Consider the following 18,541-nt stretch of genomic DNA (forward strand, 5'->3'; position numbering starts at 1 on the left):
GGCGTTCGTGCGCGCGCGCAACCAGGACGCGACCCGAGCGGCGCTCGACCACGCGCAGGCCGCGGCCGCGGCGGTGGCCAGCGGCGCCACGCCGGTGGTCGCGACCGCGGCCGCGGCGGTCGTCGGCGCGCCGGTTGCGAGCAAGCGCTATTCGTTCTTGCGCCGGAGGACCGCGCGCACCGCCACCGGCGTGCGCCCCCTGGGCGGCCCGACGGCGCCCGCCACCGACAAGCTCCTGTACGACGCCGCTGGGCGCTTCGAGCAGGACGGCGCGTTCGCCGCGCTCCTGCCCGACGGCACCGGTCGCGCGGTCGCCGCGGTCGCGACCGACCGGGGCCCAGCGGTCGCGATCACCGCCTCCGCCGAGCCGCGCGCGCCGTTACCGTGGCTGGCGCTGCTGGGCCTGGTCGGGCTGTCGCTGGTCGTCGCCGGGGCCGGCGCCAGCCTCGGCGGCCGGGCCCGCGGGGTCGGGGTCGGGGTCGGGCTGGCGACCTGGGCGCTGCCGGCCGCGTCCTGGGGCGGGGCCGCGCTGACGATCGCCGTGCTGGCGATCGCGATCGGCGGCGGCTGGGCCCACGCCCGCCACGCCACCGACCGGGTCGGCGCCTCGATCCGCGCGCACAAGGTCGCGCTCAGCTTCCTGGCCCCGGCCGGCGTCGCGATGATCGTCCTGGTCGTGGTGCCGTTCGCGGTCGGCCTGACGCTCGGCTTCTACGACCACCACCACGGGCGCTGGACCTTCGTCGGCCTCGCCAACTTCAAGCGCATCCTGTCGGGCGACGGCCACAGCCTGTCCGACCCGCTCAACTTCTGGTTCATCCTCGGCGTGACCCTGGCGTGGACGTTCGTGAACGTGCTCCTGCACGTCACGTTCGGCACGCTCTTCGCCTTGATCCTTCGCCAGCCGTGGCTCCGGGCCAAGGGCGCGTGGCGGGTGCTCCTGATCGTGCCGTGGGCGGTGCCCAACTACATCACCGCGCTGATCTGGAAGGGCATGTTCGCCGGCGAGTACGGCGCGATCAACTCGATCCTGTCGGGCCTCGGCCTCGACCGCGTGTCGTGGTTCTCGTCGTGGGCGACCGCGTTCTCGGCCAACGTCGCCACCAACACCTGGCTGGGCTTCCCGTTCATGATGGTCGTGGCGCTGGGCGCGCTCGAGTCGATCCCGAAGGAGCTCGAGGAGGCGGCCGAGGTCGACGGCGCCAGCTCGTGGCAGCGGTTCCGCGAGATCACCCTGCCCCACCTCAAGCCGGCGCTGGGTCCGGCGATCGTGCTCGGCTCGATCTGGACGTTCAACATGTTCAACGTCATCGAGCTGGTGTCAGGCGGCAAGCCCGGCGGCTCGACCGACATCCTCGTCACCGACGCCTACCGCTGGGCGTTCGAGCGCGGCGAGCAGTACGGCATGGCGGCGGCGCTGGGCACGATCATCTTCCTGTTGCTGCGGGCCTGGACGCTGATCGGCCGCGGCCTGACCAAGGGCGACGAGGACCCACGGCCATGAGCGTCCGCCGCCCCCGCCTGCCGATCGTGCTGGGCGCGCACGCGCTCCTGGCGATCGCCACGATGACCGTGCTGTACCCGGTCATGCTGGTCGTCAAGAAGGCGTTCGAGCCCGGCCGCCAGTTTGCGCTGTCGCCGTCGCCGATCCCGCGCCACGTGACGCTCGAGCACTTCCGGACCCTGCTCAGCTCGCGCGGCAGCCACGGCCAGCTCGCGTTCCTCCACCACACGATCAGCTCGCTCGCGGTCGCGATCGCCACCACCGTCGTCGGCATCGCGCTGTCGTGCACCGCCGCCTACTCGCTGTCGCGGTTCCGGTTCCCCGGCCGCAAGACCGCGCTCACCAGCTTCCTGGTGGTGCAGATGTTCCCGGCGTCGCTCCTGATGATCCCGCTGTACGTGCTCTTGCACGAGCTCGGGCTGCTCAACTCGCTCTCGGGCCTGGTGCTGGTCTACTCGACCACCGCGATCCCGTTCTGCGTGTGGACGCTCAAGGGCTACTTCGACAGCCTGCCACGCGAGCTGTTCGAGGCGGCGCGGGTCGACGGCGCCGGGCCGATCCGGATCTTCTGGACGATCGTCTTGCCCCTGGCCCGGCCCGGCATCGCGGTGACGGCGCTGTTCTCGTTCATGACCGCGTGGAACGAGTTCATCCTGGCCCAGACGTTCCTCACCGACGAGGGCAAGTACACGCTGCCGGTGATGCTGAAGTCGTCGGTCGGTCAGTTCACGGCCGACTGGGGCGTGTTCGCGGCCGGCGCGCTCCTGACCAGCCTGCCGGTGATGGCGCTGTTCTTCGTCGTGCAGAAGTACCTGGTCGGCGGGCTCACCGCCGGCGCCGTCAAGGGCTGAGCAGCCCCGCGCCTGGTCGAGCCGGCCGGGCGCCGGCCCGCCGGGACCGCGCGCGGAGGCTTCCGCTGGGCGCCGCGCGACTGACGTGGCTCGGCCGGCGCGGTCAGGCGCGGACGAGGTCGCGCAGCTCGAGCTCGACCCGGGTGCGCCCGTTCCACGCCGACGCGGTCGGCCGGAACGCGACGTCGACCGTCGCGCCGACGCCGGGGTCGCGCTCGCCGAAGCCGAAACCGATCGCGCCGCGCACGGTGCCGGTGCGCGGGCAGCGCAGCTCGAGCTTGACGTGCGAGCCGTCGCCGACCCGGCGGCTGGTCAGGACCTCGAGCCGGCGCGCGACCAGCCGCGGCTCGGGGTTGTCCTGGCCGAACGGCCCGAGCTGCGCGAGCTCGCCCACCAGCGCCTCGTCGATCTCGGCCAGCCCGAGCTCGGCGTCGGCGTCGTGCCCGCTCACCACCGGGCCCGAGCCCTCGGCCAGGACCGCGGCGCCGAGCGCCTCGCGCAGCCGGTCGACCTCGCTGGCGCGCACGGTCAGGCCGGCGGCGGCGGCGTGGCCGCCGAAGCGCTCGAGCAGCGGCGCGCACGCCGCGAGCGTGCGGTACAGGTCGACGCCGCCGGCGGTGCGCGCCGAGCCGCGGCCGACGCCGGTCGCGGGATCGATCGCGATCACGAACGCCGGGCGCGCGAACCGATCGACCAGCTTGGCGGCGACGATGCCGACCACGCCCGGCAGCCAGCGATCGCTCGCGACCACGATCGCCGGCCCGGGCTCGTCGCCGATCGCGGCGAGCGCCTCGACCGTCGCGGCGTCCTGGGCCACCCGGCGCGCGGCGTTGGCGGCCTCGAGCACCGCGGCCTTGGCCTCGGCCTCGTCGGCGGTCGCGAGCAGGAGCTCGAGCGCGGGCGCCGCGTCGCCGAGCCGGCCCGGGGCGTTGAGCCGCGGCGACAGCTTCCACGCCAGCACGTGCTCGTCGACCGCGCGCTCGGGCGCGACCCCGGCCGCGGTCAAGAGCGCCGCCAGGCCGGGCCGCTTGCGCTCGGTGGCGAGGCGCAGGCCGGCGGTCGCGAGGATGCGGTTCTCGTCGGCCAGCGGCACCAGGTCGGCGATCGTCCCGAGCGCCACCAGGTCGAGCAGGTCGCGCGGATCCGGCGCGGCGCGGCCGTGGAAGTGGCCCTGCCCGGCGAGGCGGGTGCGCACGGCGGCGGCCAGGTAGAACGCGATGCCGACCGAGGCCATGCCGCGGAACGGGAACAGCGAGTCGCTGCGGTGCGGGTTGACCAGCGCCACCGCCGGGTGGACGCCGCGATCCGGCACGGTGTGATGGTCGACGACGACCACGTCGATGCCGGCGGCCCGGGCGGTCAGGATCGACGGCACGTCGCTGGTGCCGCAGTCCCCGGTGATGATGAGCCCGGGGCCGCCGGCGACAAGCTCCGCGGCGGCCGCGGCGCCGAAGCCGTAGCCCTCGTCGCGCCGCGCCACGCGCGCGATCACCTCGGCGCCGCACGCGCGCAGGAAGCTGGTCAGCAGCGCGCAGGTGGTGACGCCGTCGACGTCGTAGTCGCCGAACACCGCGATGCGCTCGCCGCGGAGGACCGCGCGGGTCACGCGATCGGCGGCGGTGGCGAAGCCGGCCATCGGCGCGTCGCCCTCGGGCGGGCGCAGCCGAGCCAGGCGCGGATCGAGGAACGCCGGCGCGCGCTCCGCGTCGAACCCGCGGCCGATCAGACAGCGCGCGGTGGCCGAGCGGACCCGCAGGCGCGCGGCCAGGCGCGCGACCGCGGTCTCGTCGAGGGAGCGCACCTGCACGGCGGCACCCTAGGCCGGCGGTCTGACACGGCCTCCGTCGAGCCGGCCCGGATGCTGCACACCTGTGCAGCGCACACGACTCCCGTTCCGGTTTCCGACTCCGGTTCCGGCTCCGGTTCCGGCCTTGGGTTCCGGCTCCGGTTCCGGCTCCGGCTCCGGTTCCGACTCCGGTTCCGGCTCCGGTTCCGGCTCCGGTTCCGGCTCCGGCTCCGGCTCCGGCTCCGGCTCCGACTCCGGTTCCGACTCCGGCTCCGACTCCGGTTCCGACTCCGGTTCCGACTCCGGTTCCGGGTCTACTTCCGAACGGGCGCTTGCTTCTGCTCGGGGTCCGGCATCTGCGCAGGCACCTGGGCCTGGATCGGTCCGTCGCCCTGGATGTTGTTGTCATCCTGCGGCGCGGGCGGCTGGGCCTGACTCGGCGCCTGCAATGGCGCGACCGACGTGGGCACATTTGCCTTCGCCTGGTTGGGCTCTGGCTTGATCGCCGTCGGCTTGCCGCGGGCCGCCGCGCTGACCACCGGCTTGCGTTGCGGTTTCGGTGCGGGCTTGGCGTCGCCGACGCTCGGCGGACGGTTCGCGCTGTCTCCGTTGCCGGCCTGGTCCCCGCCGATGACGACCGCCGCGACCGGCGCCGCCGCACCGGCGCGCGACTCGGCCCAGGCCCCGTCGGTCGAGGCCGCGGCGATCCGGACCAGCGGCCGAGGCTCGGACCAGGCGGTCGCCTCGAGCGTGCAGCGGCCACCCGCCACTGTGTATTTCGCGCGCTCGCGGCGCACCTCGAGCTGATCGTCGGCCGGGCGATAGACGTACTCGGCGCGCAGCGGGATGTTGCACGACGGCTCGTCGGGCGCCTCCTCGACCACGAACGGCTCGGTGGCGGTGAACGCGACCGCGCCCGGGCGCGCCGGCGCGAACGTGAAGAACCGCAGGAACTCCCGCGGATCGCCGGGCGCGCGGAGCCGGAAGCCCGCGACCTGATCGTCGCGACGCTCGAACGCGCGGAGCTCACCCTCGGGCAGGCGCCACACGCCGTCGAAGCCGCTCGCGCGGGCCAGGTCGACCCGCAGCTCGGCCGGGCCATCTCCGACGGTGAGCTGGCGCGCCACCGCCACGTAGCCCGGCAGCGACAGCTCGATCGCCACGGTCTCGCCGGTCGCCGCCGGCACGGTCACCGGGGTCTCGCCGACCCGCTGCCCGCCGCGGGTGACGATCGCCCCCGCGGGGGAGGTCACGATCGCGACGCCAGCCGTGATCACCGGCTTCGGCGCGGGCGCCGGCGCGCCGCCCGGTGGTCGCGCCGCGTCGCGCCCGAGCACCAGCACCGCGCCGCCCGCGAGCAGCACCGCCGCGCCGGCGCCGCCGATCCAGCGCGCGCGCCCGCGGCTCGCGACGACGCCGCGCCCGGCCAGCGCGGCCGCGAGCTCCTCGACCAGGAGCCGCGCGCTCGCGGGCCGCGCGCTCGGCTCCTTGGCCAGCGCCCGCGCGAACACGCGATCGAGCCCGGCCGGCAACGCCGCGCCGGCCGCGGTGGTGACCGACGGCACCGCCGCGCGGAAGTGCTGCTCCATCATCGCCGGCAGGCTCGGCGCGTGAAACGGCGCCTTGCCGGTGATCAGCTCGAACGCCAGCACGCCCAGCGCGTACCGGTCCGAGGCCGCCGTCGCGCCGTCCGCGGTCCACTGCTCGGGCGCCATGTACGCCGGCGTGCCCAGCCACGCCCCCTGCCCGGTCAAGGTCGCGACCGCGTCACCCTGGGCGTCAGCCACCAGCTTGGCGATCCCGAAGTCGAGCACGTGGGCCGTGGGACGATCGCTGGGCCCGGTGAGCACGATGTTGTCGGGCTTGAGGTCGCGGTGGATCACGCCCTTGTCGTGCGCCGCGTCGAGCGCGGCGGCGACCTGCTCGAGGATCACCAGCGCCCGGGCCGCTGGCAGCGCGCCCGCCGCCAGGGTCGCACGCAGCGACTCGCCGTCGAGCAGATCCATCACCAGGTACAGCCGGCCGTCGGCCAGGCGGCCGAGCGCGAACACGTCGACGACGTTGGGGTGATCGACCTGGTTGACCGCCCGGGCCTCGCGCAGGAACCGCTCGGCCGACTCGGGGCGGCTGGCCAGGTCGCGGCGCAGCACCTTGATCGCCACACGCTTGCCGATCACCGGATGGCGGCCGGCGTAGACCTCGCCCATGCCGCCGGCGCCGATCGTGCGTTCGATCACGTAGTCACCCGCGTGCGTGCCCGCAGCGATCACCTCGCCGTCGACCAGCGGCACGCCGCTCGCCAGCACCGTCGGCTCCTGCCCGAGCGAGTCGGCCGCCATGGCGATCATCGTAGCGCGTCGACATCGGCGCGACCGATAGATCGCCCCGGAACCGCCCATGCCCCTGTTTACCGACGCCCGGGGGCCGTGCCACGATGGCTTGATCCAGGGGGCGTGCAGGTCTTCCTGCGCTCGCCGTGGGGACCATTCACGAGGACTCGCGCATGCAGCCCACTCTCCGTCGCCTCGCGCGCATCGCCGTCGTCACGCTGCTCGGCCTGTCGCTGTTCGCCGGCTGCGCCGTCGACGCGACCTTCACCCCGATCGTCGACGCCGCCCAGGACGACGGCGGCGGCCCCGACGCCGACGACATCGACGCGCCGCCCGGCACCGCCGTCCTGACGATCGTCCGCGACGGCACCTCGACCGGCTCGGTGACGTCGAACCCCGGCGGCATCAGCTGTGGCGCCGACTGCTCCGAGGCGTTCGCCCTCGACACGATGGTGACCCTGACCGCCACGGCCGACACCGGCGCCGAGTTCATGGGCTGGGCCGGCGGCGGCTGCACCGGCACCGACCCCACCTGCACGGTCACGGTCACCGCGGCGACCACGGTCACCGCCACCTTCGACATCGCCGAGTACCCGGTGACCATCGACCTCGGCGGCTCCGGCACCGGCACGGTCGCCGGCGCCAGCGCCGGCATCAACTGCCCGGGCACGTGCACCGCGATGGTCCCGCACGGCACCCAGCTGTCGCTGACCGCGTCGACGGGCGCCAACTCGCTGTTCGTCGGGTGGACGGTCGCGGGCGGCGGGTCCGCGTGCAGCGGCACCGGCTCGTGCACGACCACGATCACCGGGCCCGCCACGGTCACCGCGACGTTCGCGCTCAACCAGTCGCTCGAGGTCACCAAGGCCGGCTCCGGCTCCGGCACGGTCACGTCGAACCCGACCGGCATCAACTGCGGCGCTGACTGCTCCGAGACCTACGCGCCCGCCACCTCGGTGACCCTGACCGCGACCCCGGCCGCGGACTCGACCTTCGCCGGCTGGAGCGGCGGCGGCTGCTCGGGCACCGGCACCTGCGTCGTCGTCGTCAACGGCGCGACGCTGGTGACCGCGACCTTCACGCTGCGCCAGTACACGCTCACGGTCAACAAGGCCGGCCTCGGCGCCGGCACCGTCACGTCAGCGCCGACCGGGATCAACTGCGGCGCCACCTGCGCGTCGCAGTACGACGCCGGGACGCTGGTGACCTTGACCGCGTCGCCGACCGCCGGCTCGCTGTTCGCCGGCTGGAGCGGCGGCGGCTGCACCGGCACCAGCACCTGCGCCGTGACGATGGCCGCGGCGACCACGGTCACCGCCACCTTCACGCCGATCTTGCACACGCTGACCGTGACGCGCACGGGCGCCGGCTCCGGCACCGTCTCCTCGGTCCCCGCGGGCATCAACTGCGGCGCCGACTGCGTCGAGGACTACGCCCAGGGCACGATGGTCATGCTCACCGCGGCGCCGAGCGCCGGCTCGACGTTCATGGGCTGGAGCGGCGCGGGCTGCAGCGGCACCGGCGGCTGCGTCGTGACGATGACCGCCGCCACGACGGTCACCGCGACGTTCACCGCGATGACCGTGACGCTCACGGTCGCCAAGTCCGGCACCGGCACCGGCACGGTCACGTCGGCCCCGGCCGGCGTCACCTGCGGCGCCGACTGCAGCGAGGCCTACACCGTCGGCACCGGCGTGACGCTCACGGCCACCGCCGACGTCGGTACCACCTTCGCCGGCTGGAGCGGCGGCGGCTGCGCCGGCACCGGCACCTGCATGGTCACGATGAGCATGGCGCAGACGGTCACCGCGACCTTCACGCTGAACACCTACCCGGTCACGGTCACCAAGGCCGGCACCGGCGCGGGCACCGTGACGTCATCGCCGGCCGGCATCAACTGCGGCGCCGACTGCGGCCAGGACTTCGGCCACAACACGATGGTCACGCTCACGGCGGCCCCCGCCGCGGGCTCGACCTTCACCGGCTGGAGCGGCGGCGGCTGCAGCGGCACCGGCACCTGCGCGCTCACGGTCACCGCCGCGACCGCGGTCACCGCGACCTTCACGATCGACACCGTCACGCTGACGGTGACCAGGACCGGCACCGGCGCCGGCACGGTCACCTCGTCGCCGGCGGGCATCAACTGCGGCGCCGACTGCACCGAGACCGTCAACTACGGCACCGTGCTGACCCTCACCGCCACGCCGAGCGCCGGCTCGATCTTCGGCGGCTGGAGCGGCGGCGGCTGCTCGGGCACTGGCAGCTGCGTCGTCACGGTCACCGCCGCGACGACGGTCACCGCGACGTTCACCCTCGCGCCCTACGCGCTGTCGGTCGCCAAGGCCGGCACCGGCGCTGGCACGGTCACCTCGGCCCCGGCCGGCATCAACTGCGGCAGCGACTGCACCGAGCCCTACACCAACGGCACGGTCGTCACGCTCACCGCGGCGGCGACCGCCGGCTCGACCTTCACCGGCTGGAGCGGCGGCGGCTGCTCCGGCACCGGCACCTGCGCGGTCACGATCACCGCGGCGATCACCGTCACCGCGACGTTCACGCTCAACACGTACACGCTGGCGGTCACCAAGGCCGGCACCGGCGCCGGCACCGTCACGTCGTCGCCGGCCGGCATCGCCTGCGGCGCCGACTGCACCGAGGTCATCGGCCACGGCACGATGGTCACGCTCACCGCGACGCCGGTCGCCGGCTCGACCTTCACCAGCTGGAGCGGCGGCGGCTGCACCGGCACCGGCACCTGCACCGTCACGGTCACCGCCGCGACCACGGTCACCGCGACCTTCACGCTCAACACGTACACGCTCGCGGTCACCAAGGCCGGCACCGGCGCTGGCACCGTCACGTCGTCGCCCGCCGGCATCAGCTGCGGCGCCACCTGCTCGACCACGTTCGGCCACGGCACCTCGGTCGTGCTGACCGCGGCGCCGAGCGCCGGCTCGACCTTCACCGGCTGGAGCGGCGCCTGCACCGGCACCGGCACCTGCAGCGTCGCGATGACCGCCGCCGCCAGCGTCACGGCGACCTTCACGCTCAACACCTACACGCTGACGGTCGCGAAGAGCGGCACCGGCGCAGGCACGGTCACGTCGGCGCCGGCCGGCATCAACTGCGGCGTCGACTGCACCGAGGTCGTCGGCCACGGCACCGCGCTGACGCTGTCGGCCTCACCCTCGGCCGGCTCGACCTTCGCCGGCTGGAGCGGCGGTGGCTGCACCGGCACCGGCTCGTGCGTCGTCACGGTCACCGCCGCCACCACCGTCACCGCGACGTTCACGCTCAACGCCTACACGCTCACCGTCAGCAAGAGCGGGACCGGCGCCGGCACCGTCACCTCGTCGCCGGCCGGCATCAACTGCGGCACCACCTGCACCCAGTCGATCAGCCACGGCTCGACCGTCACGCTCACCGCGACGCCGTCGGCCGGCTCGACGTTCTCGGGCTGGAGCGGCGGCGGCTGCTCGGGCACCGGCACCTGCGCCGTCACGATGACCTCCGCCACGACCGTCACCGCGTCGTTCACGCTCAACACGTACACGCTCTCGGTCACGATCGGCGCCTCGTCCGGCTCGGGCTCGGTCACCTCGGCGCCCGCTGGCATCAACTGCGGCACGTCGTGCTCCGCCACCTACGGCCACGGCACCAGCGTCACGCTCACCGCCTCCCCCGACGCCGGCTCGACGTTCTCGGGCTGGAGCGGCGCCTGCTCGGGGACCGGCACCTGCGTCGTCCCGATGACCGGCACCACCGCGGTCACCGCCACCTTCGCGATCGCGACCTACACGCTGACGGTCAGCAAGACCGGCAGCGGCACCGGCACCGTCACCTCGGCGCCGACCGGCATCAGCTGCGGCGCCGCCTGCTCGGCCAGCTACAACTACAACACCTCGGTCACGCTCACCGCCTCCCCCGCCGTCGGCTCGACCTTCACCGGCTGGAGCGGCGCCTGCACCGGCACCGGCACCTGCGCCGTCACGATGACCGCCGCCCGCAGCGTCACCGCCACCTTCACGCTCAACACCTACACGCTCTCGGTCGCCCTCGGCGGCACCGGCTCGGGCAGCGTGTCCTCGGCCCCCGCTGGCATCTCCTGCGGCACCACCTGCTCCGCCAGCTACGGCTACGGCACCTCGGTCGTGCTCACCGCCACGCCCTCGGCCGGCTCGACCTTCAGCGGCTGGAGCGGCGCCGGCTGCTCCGGCACCGGCACCTGCACCGTGGCCATGACCGCCGCCCAGTCCGTCACCGCCAACTTCACGATCAACACCTACACGCTGACCGTCACGACCAACGGCACCGGCACCGGCACGGTCACCTCAGCGCCCGCCGGCATCAACTGCGGCGCCGCCTGCTCGGCCACGTACAACTACAACACCTCGGTCGTGCTCACCGCCACGCCGTCGGGCGCCTCGACGTTCACCGGCTGGACCGGCGCCTGCACGGGCACCGGCACCTGCACGGTGTCCATGACCGCGGCGCGGAGCGTGACCGCGACGTTCGCGATCACCACGTACACGCTCACCGTCACCAAGATCGGCGGCGGCTCGGGCACGGTGTTCGCGTCGCCGCCCGGCATCAACTGCGGCGCCTCGTGCTCGGCCGCCTACGCCTCGGGCACGAACGTGATCTTGAGCGTGGTGCCCGACGCCTCCTCGGTGTTCGTCGGCTGGAGCGGCGCGTGCACTGGATCCGGACCGTGCACCGTGTCGATGACCGCCGCGCGGAGCGTCACCGCGCGCTTCAACCTGATCACGTACACCTTGACGGTCGGCAACTACGCCAACGGGACCGGGTACGTCTCGTCCAACCCCGCCGGGGTCAGCTGCAGCCCGACCGTGGCCTTCAACTGCACCGCGACCTTCACCGCCGGGACCGCGGTCCAGCTCTTCGCCACGGCCGATCCCAACAACACGTTCGGCGGCTTCTTCCTGCAGAGCGGCAACTGCACGACCGGCCCGCCCGGCTCGCCGACGGCTGATTGCACGATGGACAGCGACGTCGTCATCGAGGCGCAGTTCTGTCCCCAGTTCATGCAGTGCGCGATCGCGCGCGTCGCGCCGCGCACAGCGACGAACGTTGGCCCCGCGCTCGTGCCGCGCTGGCTCCGCGGCGCGCTACAGATGGCGACCCGCGCGCAGACGCCGCGCGACTGACTCGCGCCGGCTGGAGGTCCGCCGCGAGGGGCTCGGAGTCGCGAACCAAGGCACCGCGGCGTCCCGCGCGCCGGCGGCGACCACACCGACCGGCGCCGTCCACGCGACGGTGAGGGGCACGCGGCGGCCCGCGCGCCGGCGGGCGACCTCGGCGGCCAGCGCTGGCCAGCAGGCACACAAAGGCCCCACCGCGCCAGCACCCGACGGATCCGCCTGAGCGGCGGACCTCAGCGCTGAGGATTCAGAACCCGACGCGGACCGTGACGCCGGTGAAGCCGGCGCCGAGCCGCGGCGCGACCGCGACCCGGTCGGCCTTGGTCGGCGCGCCGGTGAACCACAGCACCGCGGCGCCGACGATCGCCGCGCCGCCGACGCCGTAGGCGATGTTGGCGAAGAGCGCGCGCTGCGACCCGCGGTCGACGAGGTCCTGCGCTTCGGCGGCATCGGCGCAGGGCATGTTGGGATCCGGGCACAGCGCGAAGGCGTCGTCCTCGAGGCCCTTGGCCGACAGCCCGAGGCCGACGCCGGCGCCGATCGCCGCGACGCCGACGCCAGCGAGGCCCAGCGCGATCTTGCGCTTGCCGGTGAACATCGACGGTGCCCCGCCACCCTCGATCGGCTGCGGATCGGGGTCGGGTGGCTTGATGCCGCCGCCGCCGCCGCCGCCGTCACCGCTGGGCGGCGGGACGACCAGCGTCTTGATCGCCTTGAACCGCGGCACCTCGACCGAGGCCTTGTCGCCGGTGGCGGCGACCTCGAGGTGGTCTGCCAGGTCTCGTGCCCGGGCGCGGTGCCGGCGATCGTGTAGGCGCCGCCGTCGACCGGGACCGAGCGGTTCCACAGCACCTGGTCCAGCGCGACCCGTTGCGCGTGACCACCAGGCCGTCGACGCGCACGTCGTCGGGCACTGACACCGTCAGGTACGACAGCGTCGGCTCGAGCGCGTTGACGCGATCCTGCGCCAGCTTCCGCTTCTTCGGATCCTTCACGCGCGTCAGCGAGTCCTTGTACGCCGACCACGCCGAGACCATCAGCCCCTGCTTCTCGCGGCACTGGCCCAGGCGGATGAGCGTGCCCGCGCGCGGCTCGATGCGGTTCGAGGCCTCGAACGCGTTGCAGGCCTCGGGCACCTTGCCCTCGGTCTCGAGCTGGACCGCCTCGTTGAACAGGACCTCGGCGTCGGCGTTCTGCGCCAGCGCCGTGCCCGTCAAGCCGATGACGATGGCGCTAGTCGCCGCGATCGACCGAACTGCCCGAGCCCGGAGTGGAGTGACCATTGGTGTTCCCTCGTGGTGTGCGACGCTTGCGCGCGTCGATCGCAGCGTCGACCGGCGGTGGCGCCGCGTCGATCGGCGGTTCCTCGACCGCCGCGTCGATGGGGGCCGCGTCGAGCTCGACCCCGGCGTCGACGGTCACCGGCGGGGGCGTCGTCGACGCCGCCTCGGATGGCGACGGGTTGCCACCGCCGCCCGCCAGCAGGATCGCGGCGATCGCGCCGCCGGCCACGACCACGCCCAGGCCGGCGAACAGGAGCCCGCGCGACTTCTTGGGCTCGGCGTAGCCGCCGGTCATGCCGGGGCCGGTCATGCCGGGGCCCATCCCGGCGCCGGTCGAGCCCGCGGCCGACGACAGCGTCGTCGGCGCGCTCGCGAGCCCCCCGCCGGTGTTGCGCGCCAGGACGCCGCCGGTCTGGCGCGGCACCGGGGTCAACAGCGGCGGCGGCGGCGTGTGCATGCCCATGCCCGCCACGGTCTGCGCGCCCGAGTGCGAGATCGCTGGCATCGAGCCCTGGCCGAGCAGGCGCGCCAGATCGGCGGCCGACTGCACGCGATCCTCGGGCTTCTTCTGCAAGAGCGAGAGGATCAGGTTCTCGGCCGCGGCGCTGACGACGACGCCGGTCTCCGACGGCGGCACCGGCGCCATGTACAGGTGCATGCCCAGCACCTCGCCGATGCCCTCGGACGAGAACGGCGGGCGACCGACCAGCATCTCGTAGAGGATGCAGCCGACCGAGTACAGATCCGACCGGTGGTCGATGTCGCCGGTGCCGCGGCACTGCTCCGGGCCGTGTCGTCGGCGTGCCCAGCACCGCGCCGGTCCGGGTCTTCGACGAGCCGCCGACCCGCTGGGCCTCGGCCACCTTGGCGATGCCGAAGTCGAGGATCTTCGGGCGCAGGCCGCCGACCATGTCGGGGTCGCGCACCAGGAAGATGTTGTCGGGCTTGGAGATCGCGGTGGACGATGCCCAGCGCGTGCGCCGCCGACAGCGCGCTGGCGATGCCGCGGGTGTAGACCAGCGCCTCGTGCTCGGTCAGGCGCCCACGCGCCACGAGCACCTTCGACAGCGGCTCGCCGTCGAGCAGCTCCATGACGATGAACGCCATGCCCGACGGCAGGTACCCGAAGTCGAAGATCTCGACGATGCCCGGGTGTCGAATCGACGTCGCCGAGCGCGCCTCGTTGAAGAACCGGTCGACGATCTCGCGGTTGTTCGACAGCTCGCAGCAGCACCTTGACCGCCGCCGCCTTGCCGAGCAACGGGTGCTCGGCGCGGTAGACCGCCCCCATACCGCCCTCCGCGAGCTTGGCGGTGACGCGGTAGCTACCGACGGTTTCTCCGATCACGGTCTGCCGATCTTGCCAGGGCCGCCCCCCGACTGCAACTGGCGCCCCAGCCCGTCGCCGCGACCGCCCGACCGCCAACTACGTGATCCCTGCAGGGCTCGAACCTGCGGCCTGCGGTTTAGGAAACCGCCGCTCTGATCCACCTGAGCTAAGGGACCGTGCCCGCCACGATACGCGACCGTGGCGGCGACGCAACCGCGTCGGTCAGGGCAGCTTGGGCTCGGTGAGGCCGCCGGGGCACGCCAGGCCGTTGCCGAGGAAGTCGACGAGGTCGGTGACCTCGGCCGGGGTCAGGCCCTTGTCGTTGAACAGCGGCGACAGGTTCGGGTTCGGGGTCGCGGCCGACGCCATGTACTTGACGGCGTCCTCGAGCGACGCCACCGGAGCCGTCGTGGAAGTACGGCGCGCTGGCGCCGATGCCGCGCAGCGACGGCACCTTGAACGACCGAAGTCGGTGTCCTTGCCGGTGACCTTCTTGCGGCCGACGTCGACCGCGGCGAGGTCCTTGCCGGCGAAGCCGATGCCGGCGTTCCAGAACACGCCGCCCTTGGTCATCATCGCGGCCGAGAAGTGCGGCGGCGTGTGGCACGCGGTACAGGCCCTTGCTCATGAACACGTCGAGCCCGCGCTGCTGGCCCTCGGTGAGCGCGGCCTTGTCGCCGCCGGCGAACTTGTCGTACGGCGTCGCGGTGCCAGGATCGTGCGCTCGTACGCCGACAGCGCCTCGGTCACCTGCGCGGCCGTGGCCGGCCCGGGGCCGAACGCGTCCTTCCACATCGCGGCGTAGCCGGGGATCTTGGCCAGCTCGGCGGCCTTGGCCTCGAGCTTGTCCTCGCCGACGCCCATGTTGCCGCCGGCCCACGCGCCCTTGGCCTGGGCCTCGAGGGTCTCGGCCCGACCGTCCCAGTAGAACGCGCCGTCGTAGTAGCCGACGTTCCACAGGGTCGGCGAGTGCCGGGTCAGCGGCTTGTCGCCGGCGCCGAGCGCCAGCGGCAGCGCGCCGCCGGTGCCGTTCTCGTTCATGTGACACGAGTAGCAGGCGCGCGACCCGTCGACCGACAGGCGCTTGTCGAAGAACAGCGCGTTGCCGAGCGTGACCTTGGCGGCGTTCTGCGGATCGGTCGAGGCGGCCAGCGGCGGCATCGCCACGAGCGTGCCCTGCGACGGGCGCGCGGACGGCGGCGGCGGCGGCGGCGGCTTGGGCGCGGGCGCCGAACCGGTACCGGCGCCCGATCGAGTCCAAGCAGGACGGGTGCGCATGGCCGGAGGCTACTACCGAACCCGCGCCGGCGACATCACGGCGTCGCGGCATCTGGCCGGGCGTTGTCGAGGCACGCGATCAGCGGGTCGCACTCCTGCTCCTCGCGCAGGCACCTCGTAGACCCGGACCTGGCGCGACGACAGCGACTGGGCCTGGCACGACTCGACGAACTTCTTGGTGTGGACCGGCGCCGTCGACTCGATCTCGAGCTTGGCCAGCTCCTCGGGCGACATCGTCGCCCGCGCGTCGGCGATCGCGCAGTCGGTCATGCGCGGCCCCAGCGCCTCGCACGCCGCGTCGCGCCGGCGCTCGAGCTCGGTGCGTCGATCGGGCGGCGGGGCGGGCTCGTCGGGAGACGACGGCGCGGGGTGCGAGCCGCCGCAGGCGGCGACGGCCAGCGCGATGACGATGACGCTCGAGACGCGGATCATCAGCGGAAGCGCTCGCCCTCGCTGCCCTCGTCGTCGAGCGGCGCCAGGCACGAGCTCTCGAGCTGGGTCACCGCGGTGGCCTTGGTCACGCACGCGACCACGCGATCCGCCGAGGTCTTGCACTCGGCCAGGACCATCGCGACGTTGTCGGCGACCTCGGCCTCGGTCATCTTGGTGCGCTCGGCCGCGGCCTGGTACAGCTCGGTGACGTGGGCGGCGATGCCGTCGCAGGCCGCTGGGTCGCCACCGGTGCCGGTGGGCGTGCCGGTGCCGGTGCCGGTCCCCGGGCCGGGCTTGGTCGCCGAGCCGCCCTTGCACCCGCACGCGACCACCCCCAGCGACAGCGCGAGCGCGACGGCGACCAGCTTCACGGCTGGAATCTACCGCTCGCGCCTGGCCGCCGCCACGATCACGCCGGGTCGAATCCCGCGATCACGAACGGCGGCGTCGCGACCCGCGCCCGGTGGCTCCAGTCGATCTGCAGCGGCGTGACGCTCGCCAGGCCGTCGGCGATCGCGTTGCAGTCCGAGCCCGGCACGTCCTCGTGCCCGAGCGAGCCGCCGCCGATCCAGTAGTACGGGCGCCCGTACGGATCCTCGCGCTCGGTCACGTCGTTCTGGTAGCGGCGCTTGCCGAGCGTGGTCCACGCGTAGCGGCGCTCGCCAGCGCCCGGGATGTTGACATTGACGACCTCGCCCGGCGCCAGGTCGACCAGCGCCGCCGCGACCAGCCCGGCCGCGAACTCGAGCGCGGTCGCCAGCGTCGACGCCCGCGGCGCCATCGACAGCGCCACCCCGCGATGACCGCGCAGCGCGCCCTCGACCGCCCCGGCGACGGTCCGGAGTAGTAGACGTCGCTGCCGAGGTTGTAGCCGTCGTTGGGGCCCGAGACGACGATGTCCGGCGGCCGCGGCGCCAGGCGCAGGAGCCCGACGTAGACGCAGTCGGCCGGGGTGCCCGACAGCGACCAGCGCCCGGGCATGAGCTCGCGCGCGCGCACCGGCTTGTGCAGCGTGATCGCGTGCGACGCCGCCGAGCGCGGCCGCTCGGGGAGCCACGACCAGCACGTCGGCGAAGGCCGCGAGGCGATCGGCCAGGCCGGTCAACATCGGGGCGTGGATTCCGTCGTCGTTGGTGAGCAGGATCAGCGGCCGCACGTTCGGCTCCTGGCGCCACGCCGGGCGAGCCGCGGCGCCGAAAAAGACTGCGGGACGGTCTCTCGACCGTCCCGCCCTCGTCGGGGCGACAGGATTTGAACCTGCGACCCCCAGACCCCAGTCTGGTGCGCTACCAGGCTGCGCTACGCCCCGATTCGGGAGGCCTACGTACTGCACTCCCGCGAGCGAGGCAAGCCCCGGCGACCGCGAAGTCGCCGACCTATTGCTGGGTCGGGGTGCGGTTGCCGCCGTTCAACACATCCTTCAACACCTGCGAAGGCTTGAAGGTCAGCACGCGGCGCGCGGAGATCGTGATCTCCTCGCCGGTCTGCGGGTTGCGCCCGATGCGCGCCTTCTTCTCGCGCACGATGAAGTTGCCGAAGCCCGAGATCTTGATCTTCTCGCCGTCCTTGAGCGTGTCCTTGATCTGCTTGAACACGCTCTCGACGATCTCGGCGGCCTCCTTCTTGGAGAACCCCCCGACCTTCTCGTAGACGGCCTCGATGATGTCGGCCTTGGTCATGCGCGCCCAGGTCAGACATTATCACGACTTGGCGGGACGTAGGATCAGGGATCGCTATCTGCGCTGGGCCGGGAGCGCCTCGGTCAGCCGGGCCACGATCGCCTCGTGGGCCCGCTCGATCTCAGCGTCGGTGAGCGTGCGATCGGCGGCCCGGTAGGTGATCGACCACAGCTGGCTCTTGGCGTCGGCGCCGAGCTTGGCAGCGTCGCGATATTCCTCGGACAACGCGACCCGCTCGACCAGCGGCTCGGCGACGGACGCGATGGCGCGCTCGACCTCGGCGGCCGGCACCGCCTCGGGCAGGAGCAACGACACGTCGCGCGACGACGCCGGGAACCGCGGCACCGGGCGCATCTGGATGGGCCCCGGCTCGCCGAAACCACTGAGATCGACCTCGGCGATGAACACCGGCGCGTCGATGCCGACGTGGGCGCGGACGTCCGGGTGGACCTCGCCGACGCAGCCGATCACGCGCCCGCCGACGGAGATCGCCGCAGCGACGCCGGGGTGCAGGTACGGGACCGCGGTCGTCGCGGCCACCGTGGCCTCGCCGCCGCCGAGCGCGCGCACCAGGGTCAGCGCGAAGCCCTTGGCGTCGAACGCGTCCCAGGGCTCGGCCGGGCCGAGCCGACGCGGCCGCGATCCCGCCAGCACCACGCACGCGGCGATCGGCTCGTGGGCCAGCGCGGTGGGCTCGCCGGTGACGGCCTGGCCCTCGGCTCGGAGGAACACCGACCGACCTCGAACAGCGCCACGTCGGGCAGGCCGAAGCTGACGTTGCGCGCGACCGCCGCGAGCAGGTTGGGCACCAGCGAGGTGCGCATGATCGCTTGATCGGCCGACATCGGGTTGCACACGGCGATCGGCTGGGCCACGACGATCGTCGGCCGGCAGCCCGAGGCCGTC

The 18,541-nt window shown here is 73.6% G+C and carries 15 protein-coding genes and 2 tRNA genes; 3 read left to right on the forward strand and 14 right to left on the reverse strand.

The annotated features are described in order from the left end of the window. The first annotated feature begins 661 nt into the window (after window positions 1-661). Window positions 662-1,504 carry a sugar ABC transporter permease gene (locus tag IPL61_11870; GenBank protein ID MBK9032005.1) on the forward strand — a complete coding sequence of 281 codons (843 nt, stop codon included), beginning with the start codon at window positions 662-664 and terminating at the stop codon, window positions 1,502-1,504. After that, a complete protein-coding gene (locus IPL61_11875) occupies window positions 1,501-2,355 on the forward strand; it encodes a sugar ABC transporter permease (GenBank protein MBK9032006.1) in 855 nt (284 codons plus the stop codon). The genes IPL61_11870 and IPL61_11875 overlap by 4 nt, the downstream gene beginning before the upstream one ends. A gap of 103 nt (window positions 2,356-2,458) precedes the next feature. Here IPL61_11875 and recJ read toward each other — a convergent pair whose 3' ends face one another. Both recJ and IPL61_11885 read right to left on the reverse strand, forming a co-directional pair. After that, a complete protein-coding gene (gene recJ / locus IPL61_11880) occupies window positions 2,459-4,162 on the reverse strand; it encodes a single-stranded-DNA-specific exonuclease RecJ (protein ID MBK9032007.1) in 1,704 nt (567 codons plus the stop codon). A gap of 293 nt (window positions 4,163-4,455) precedes the next feature. Continuing rightward, window positions 4,456-6,480 (reverse strand): protein kinase, encoded by a 2,025-nt coding sequence (locus IPL61_11885; protein ID MBK9032008.1) that lies wholly within the window; start codon window positions 6,478-6,480, stop codon window positions 4,456-4,458. Window positions 6,481-6,644: 164 nt separating this feature from the next. Between IPL61_11885 and IPL61_11890 the strand changes: the two genes are divergently transcribed. Then, a complete protein-coding gene (locus tag IPL61_11890) occupies window positions 6,645-11,639 on the forward strand; it encodes an InlB B-repeat-containing protein (protein MBK9032009.1) in 4,995 nt (1,664 codons plus the stop codon). Window positions 11,640-11,880: 241 nt separating this feature from the next. On the opposite strand, the gene IPL61_11895 is transcribed toward IPL61_11890, so the two are convergent. The 12 genes from IPL61_11895 to IPL61_11950 all read right to left on the reverse strand — a co-directional run bounded on the left by IPL61_11895 (window position 11,881) and on the right by IPL61_11950 (window position 18,367). Next, a complete protein-coding gene (locus IPL61_11895) occupies window positions 11,881-12,360 on the reverse strand; it encodes a hypothetical protein (protein MBK9032010.1) in 480 nt (159 codons plus the stop codon). Next, the gene (locus IPL61_11900; GenBank protein ID MBK9032011.1) at window positions 12,308-12,850 is read right to left on the reverse strand and encodes a hypothetical protein; all 543 of its coding nucleotides are present in this window, start codon (window positions 12,848-12,850) and stop codon (window positions 12,308-12,310) included. Before IPL61_11900 ends, IPL61_11895 begins: the two co-directional genes overlap by 53 nt. Before the next feature lie 651 nt (window positions 12,851-13,501). Continuing rightward, window positions 13,502-14,137 carry a protein kinase gene (locus IPL61_11905; GenBank protein ID MBK9032012.1) on the reverse strand — a complete coding sequence of 212 codons (636 nt, stop codon included), beginning with the start codon at window positions 14,135-14,137 and terminating at the stop codon, window positions 13,502-13,504. Window positions 14,138-14,347: 210 nt separating this feature from the next. Further along, window positions 14,348-14,422 (reverse strand) — tRNA-Arg (locus tag IPL61_11910). Window positions 14,423-14,468: 46 nt separating this feature from the next. Continuing rightward, window positions 14,469-14,822 (reverse strand): hypothetical protein, encoded by a 354-nt coding sequence (locus IPL61_11915; GenBank protein MBK9032013.1) that lies wholly within the window; start codon window positions 14,820-14,822, stop codon window positions 14,469-14,471. 48 nt (window positions 14,823-14,870) lie between these two features. Continuing rightward, complete coding sequence (locus IPL61_11920; GenBank protein ID MBK9032014.1) at window positions 14,871-15,407, reverse strand: cytochrome-c peroxidase; 537 nt, start codon at window positions 15,405-15,407, stop codon at window positions 14,871-14,873. A 129-nt stretch (window positions 15,408-15,536) separates the two neighbouring features. After that, window positions 15,537-15,956, reverse strand: coding sequence for a hypothetical protein (locus IPL61_11925; protein MBK9032015.1), 420 nt, complete (start codon window positions 15,954-15,956; stop codon window positions 15,537-15,539). Continuing rightward, window positions 15,956-16,327, reverse strand: a complete 372-nt coding sequence (locus IPL61_11930; GenBank protein MBK9032016.1) for a hypothetical protein — start codon at window positions 16,325-16,327, stop codon at window positions 15,956-15,958. The genes IPL61_11925 and IPL61_11930 overlap by 1 nt, the downstream gene beginning before the upstream one ends. Before the next feature lie 38 nt (window positions 16,328-16,365). After that, on the reverse strand, window positions 16,366-17,112 hold the full coding sequence (locus IPL61_11935; GenBank protein ID MBK9032017.1) for a hypothetical protein: 747 nt from the start codon (window positions 17,110-17,112) through the stop codon (window positions 16,366-16,368). A gap of 80 nt (window positions 17,113-17,192) precedes the next feature. Then, a tRNA-OTHER gene (locus IPL61_11940) sits at window positions 17,193-17,265 on the reverse strand. 67 nt (window positions 17,266-17,332) lie between these two features. Beyond that, window positions 17,333-17,635 (reverse strand): integration host factor subunit alpha, encoded by a 303-nt coding sequence (locus tag IPL61_11945; GenBank protein MBK9032018.1) that lies wholly within the window; start codon window positions 17,633-17,635, stop codon window positions 17,333-17,335. A 54-nt stretch (window positions 17,636-17,689) separates the two neighbouring features. Next, a complete protein-coding gene (locus tag IPL61_11950; protein MBK9032019.1) occupies window positions 17,690-18,367 on the reverse strand; it encodes a hypothetical protein in 678 nt (225 codons plus the stop codon). Window positions 18,368-18,541 lie beyond the last annotated feature (174 nt).

It is taken from the genome of Myxococcales bacterium (genome assembly GCA_016717005.1).
Taxonomy (GTDB): domain Bacteria; phylum Myxococcota_A; class Polyangia; order Haliangiales; family Haliangiaceae; genus UBA2376.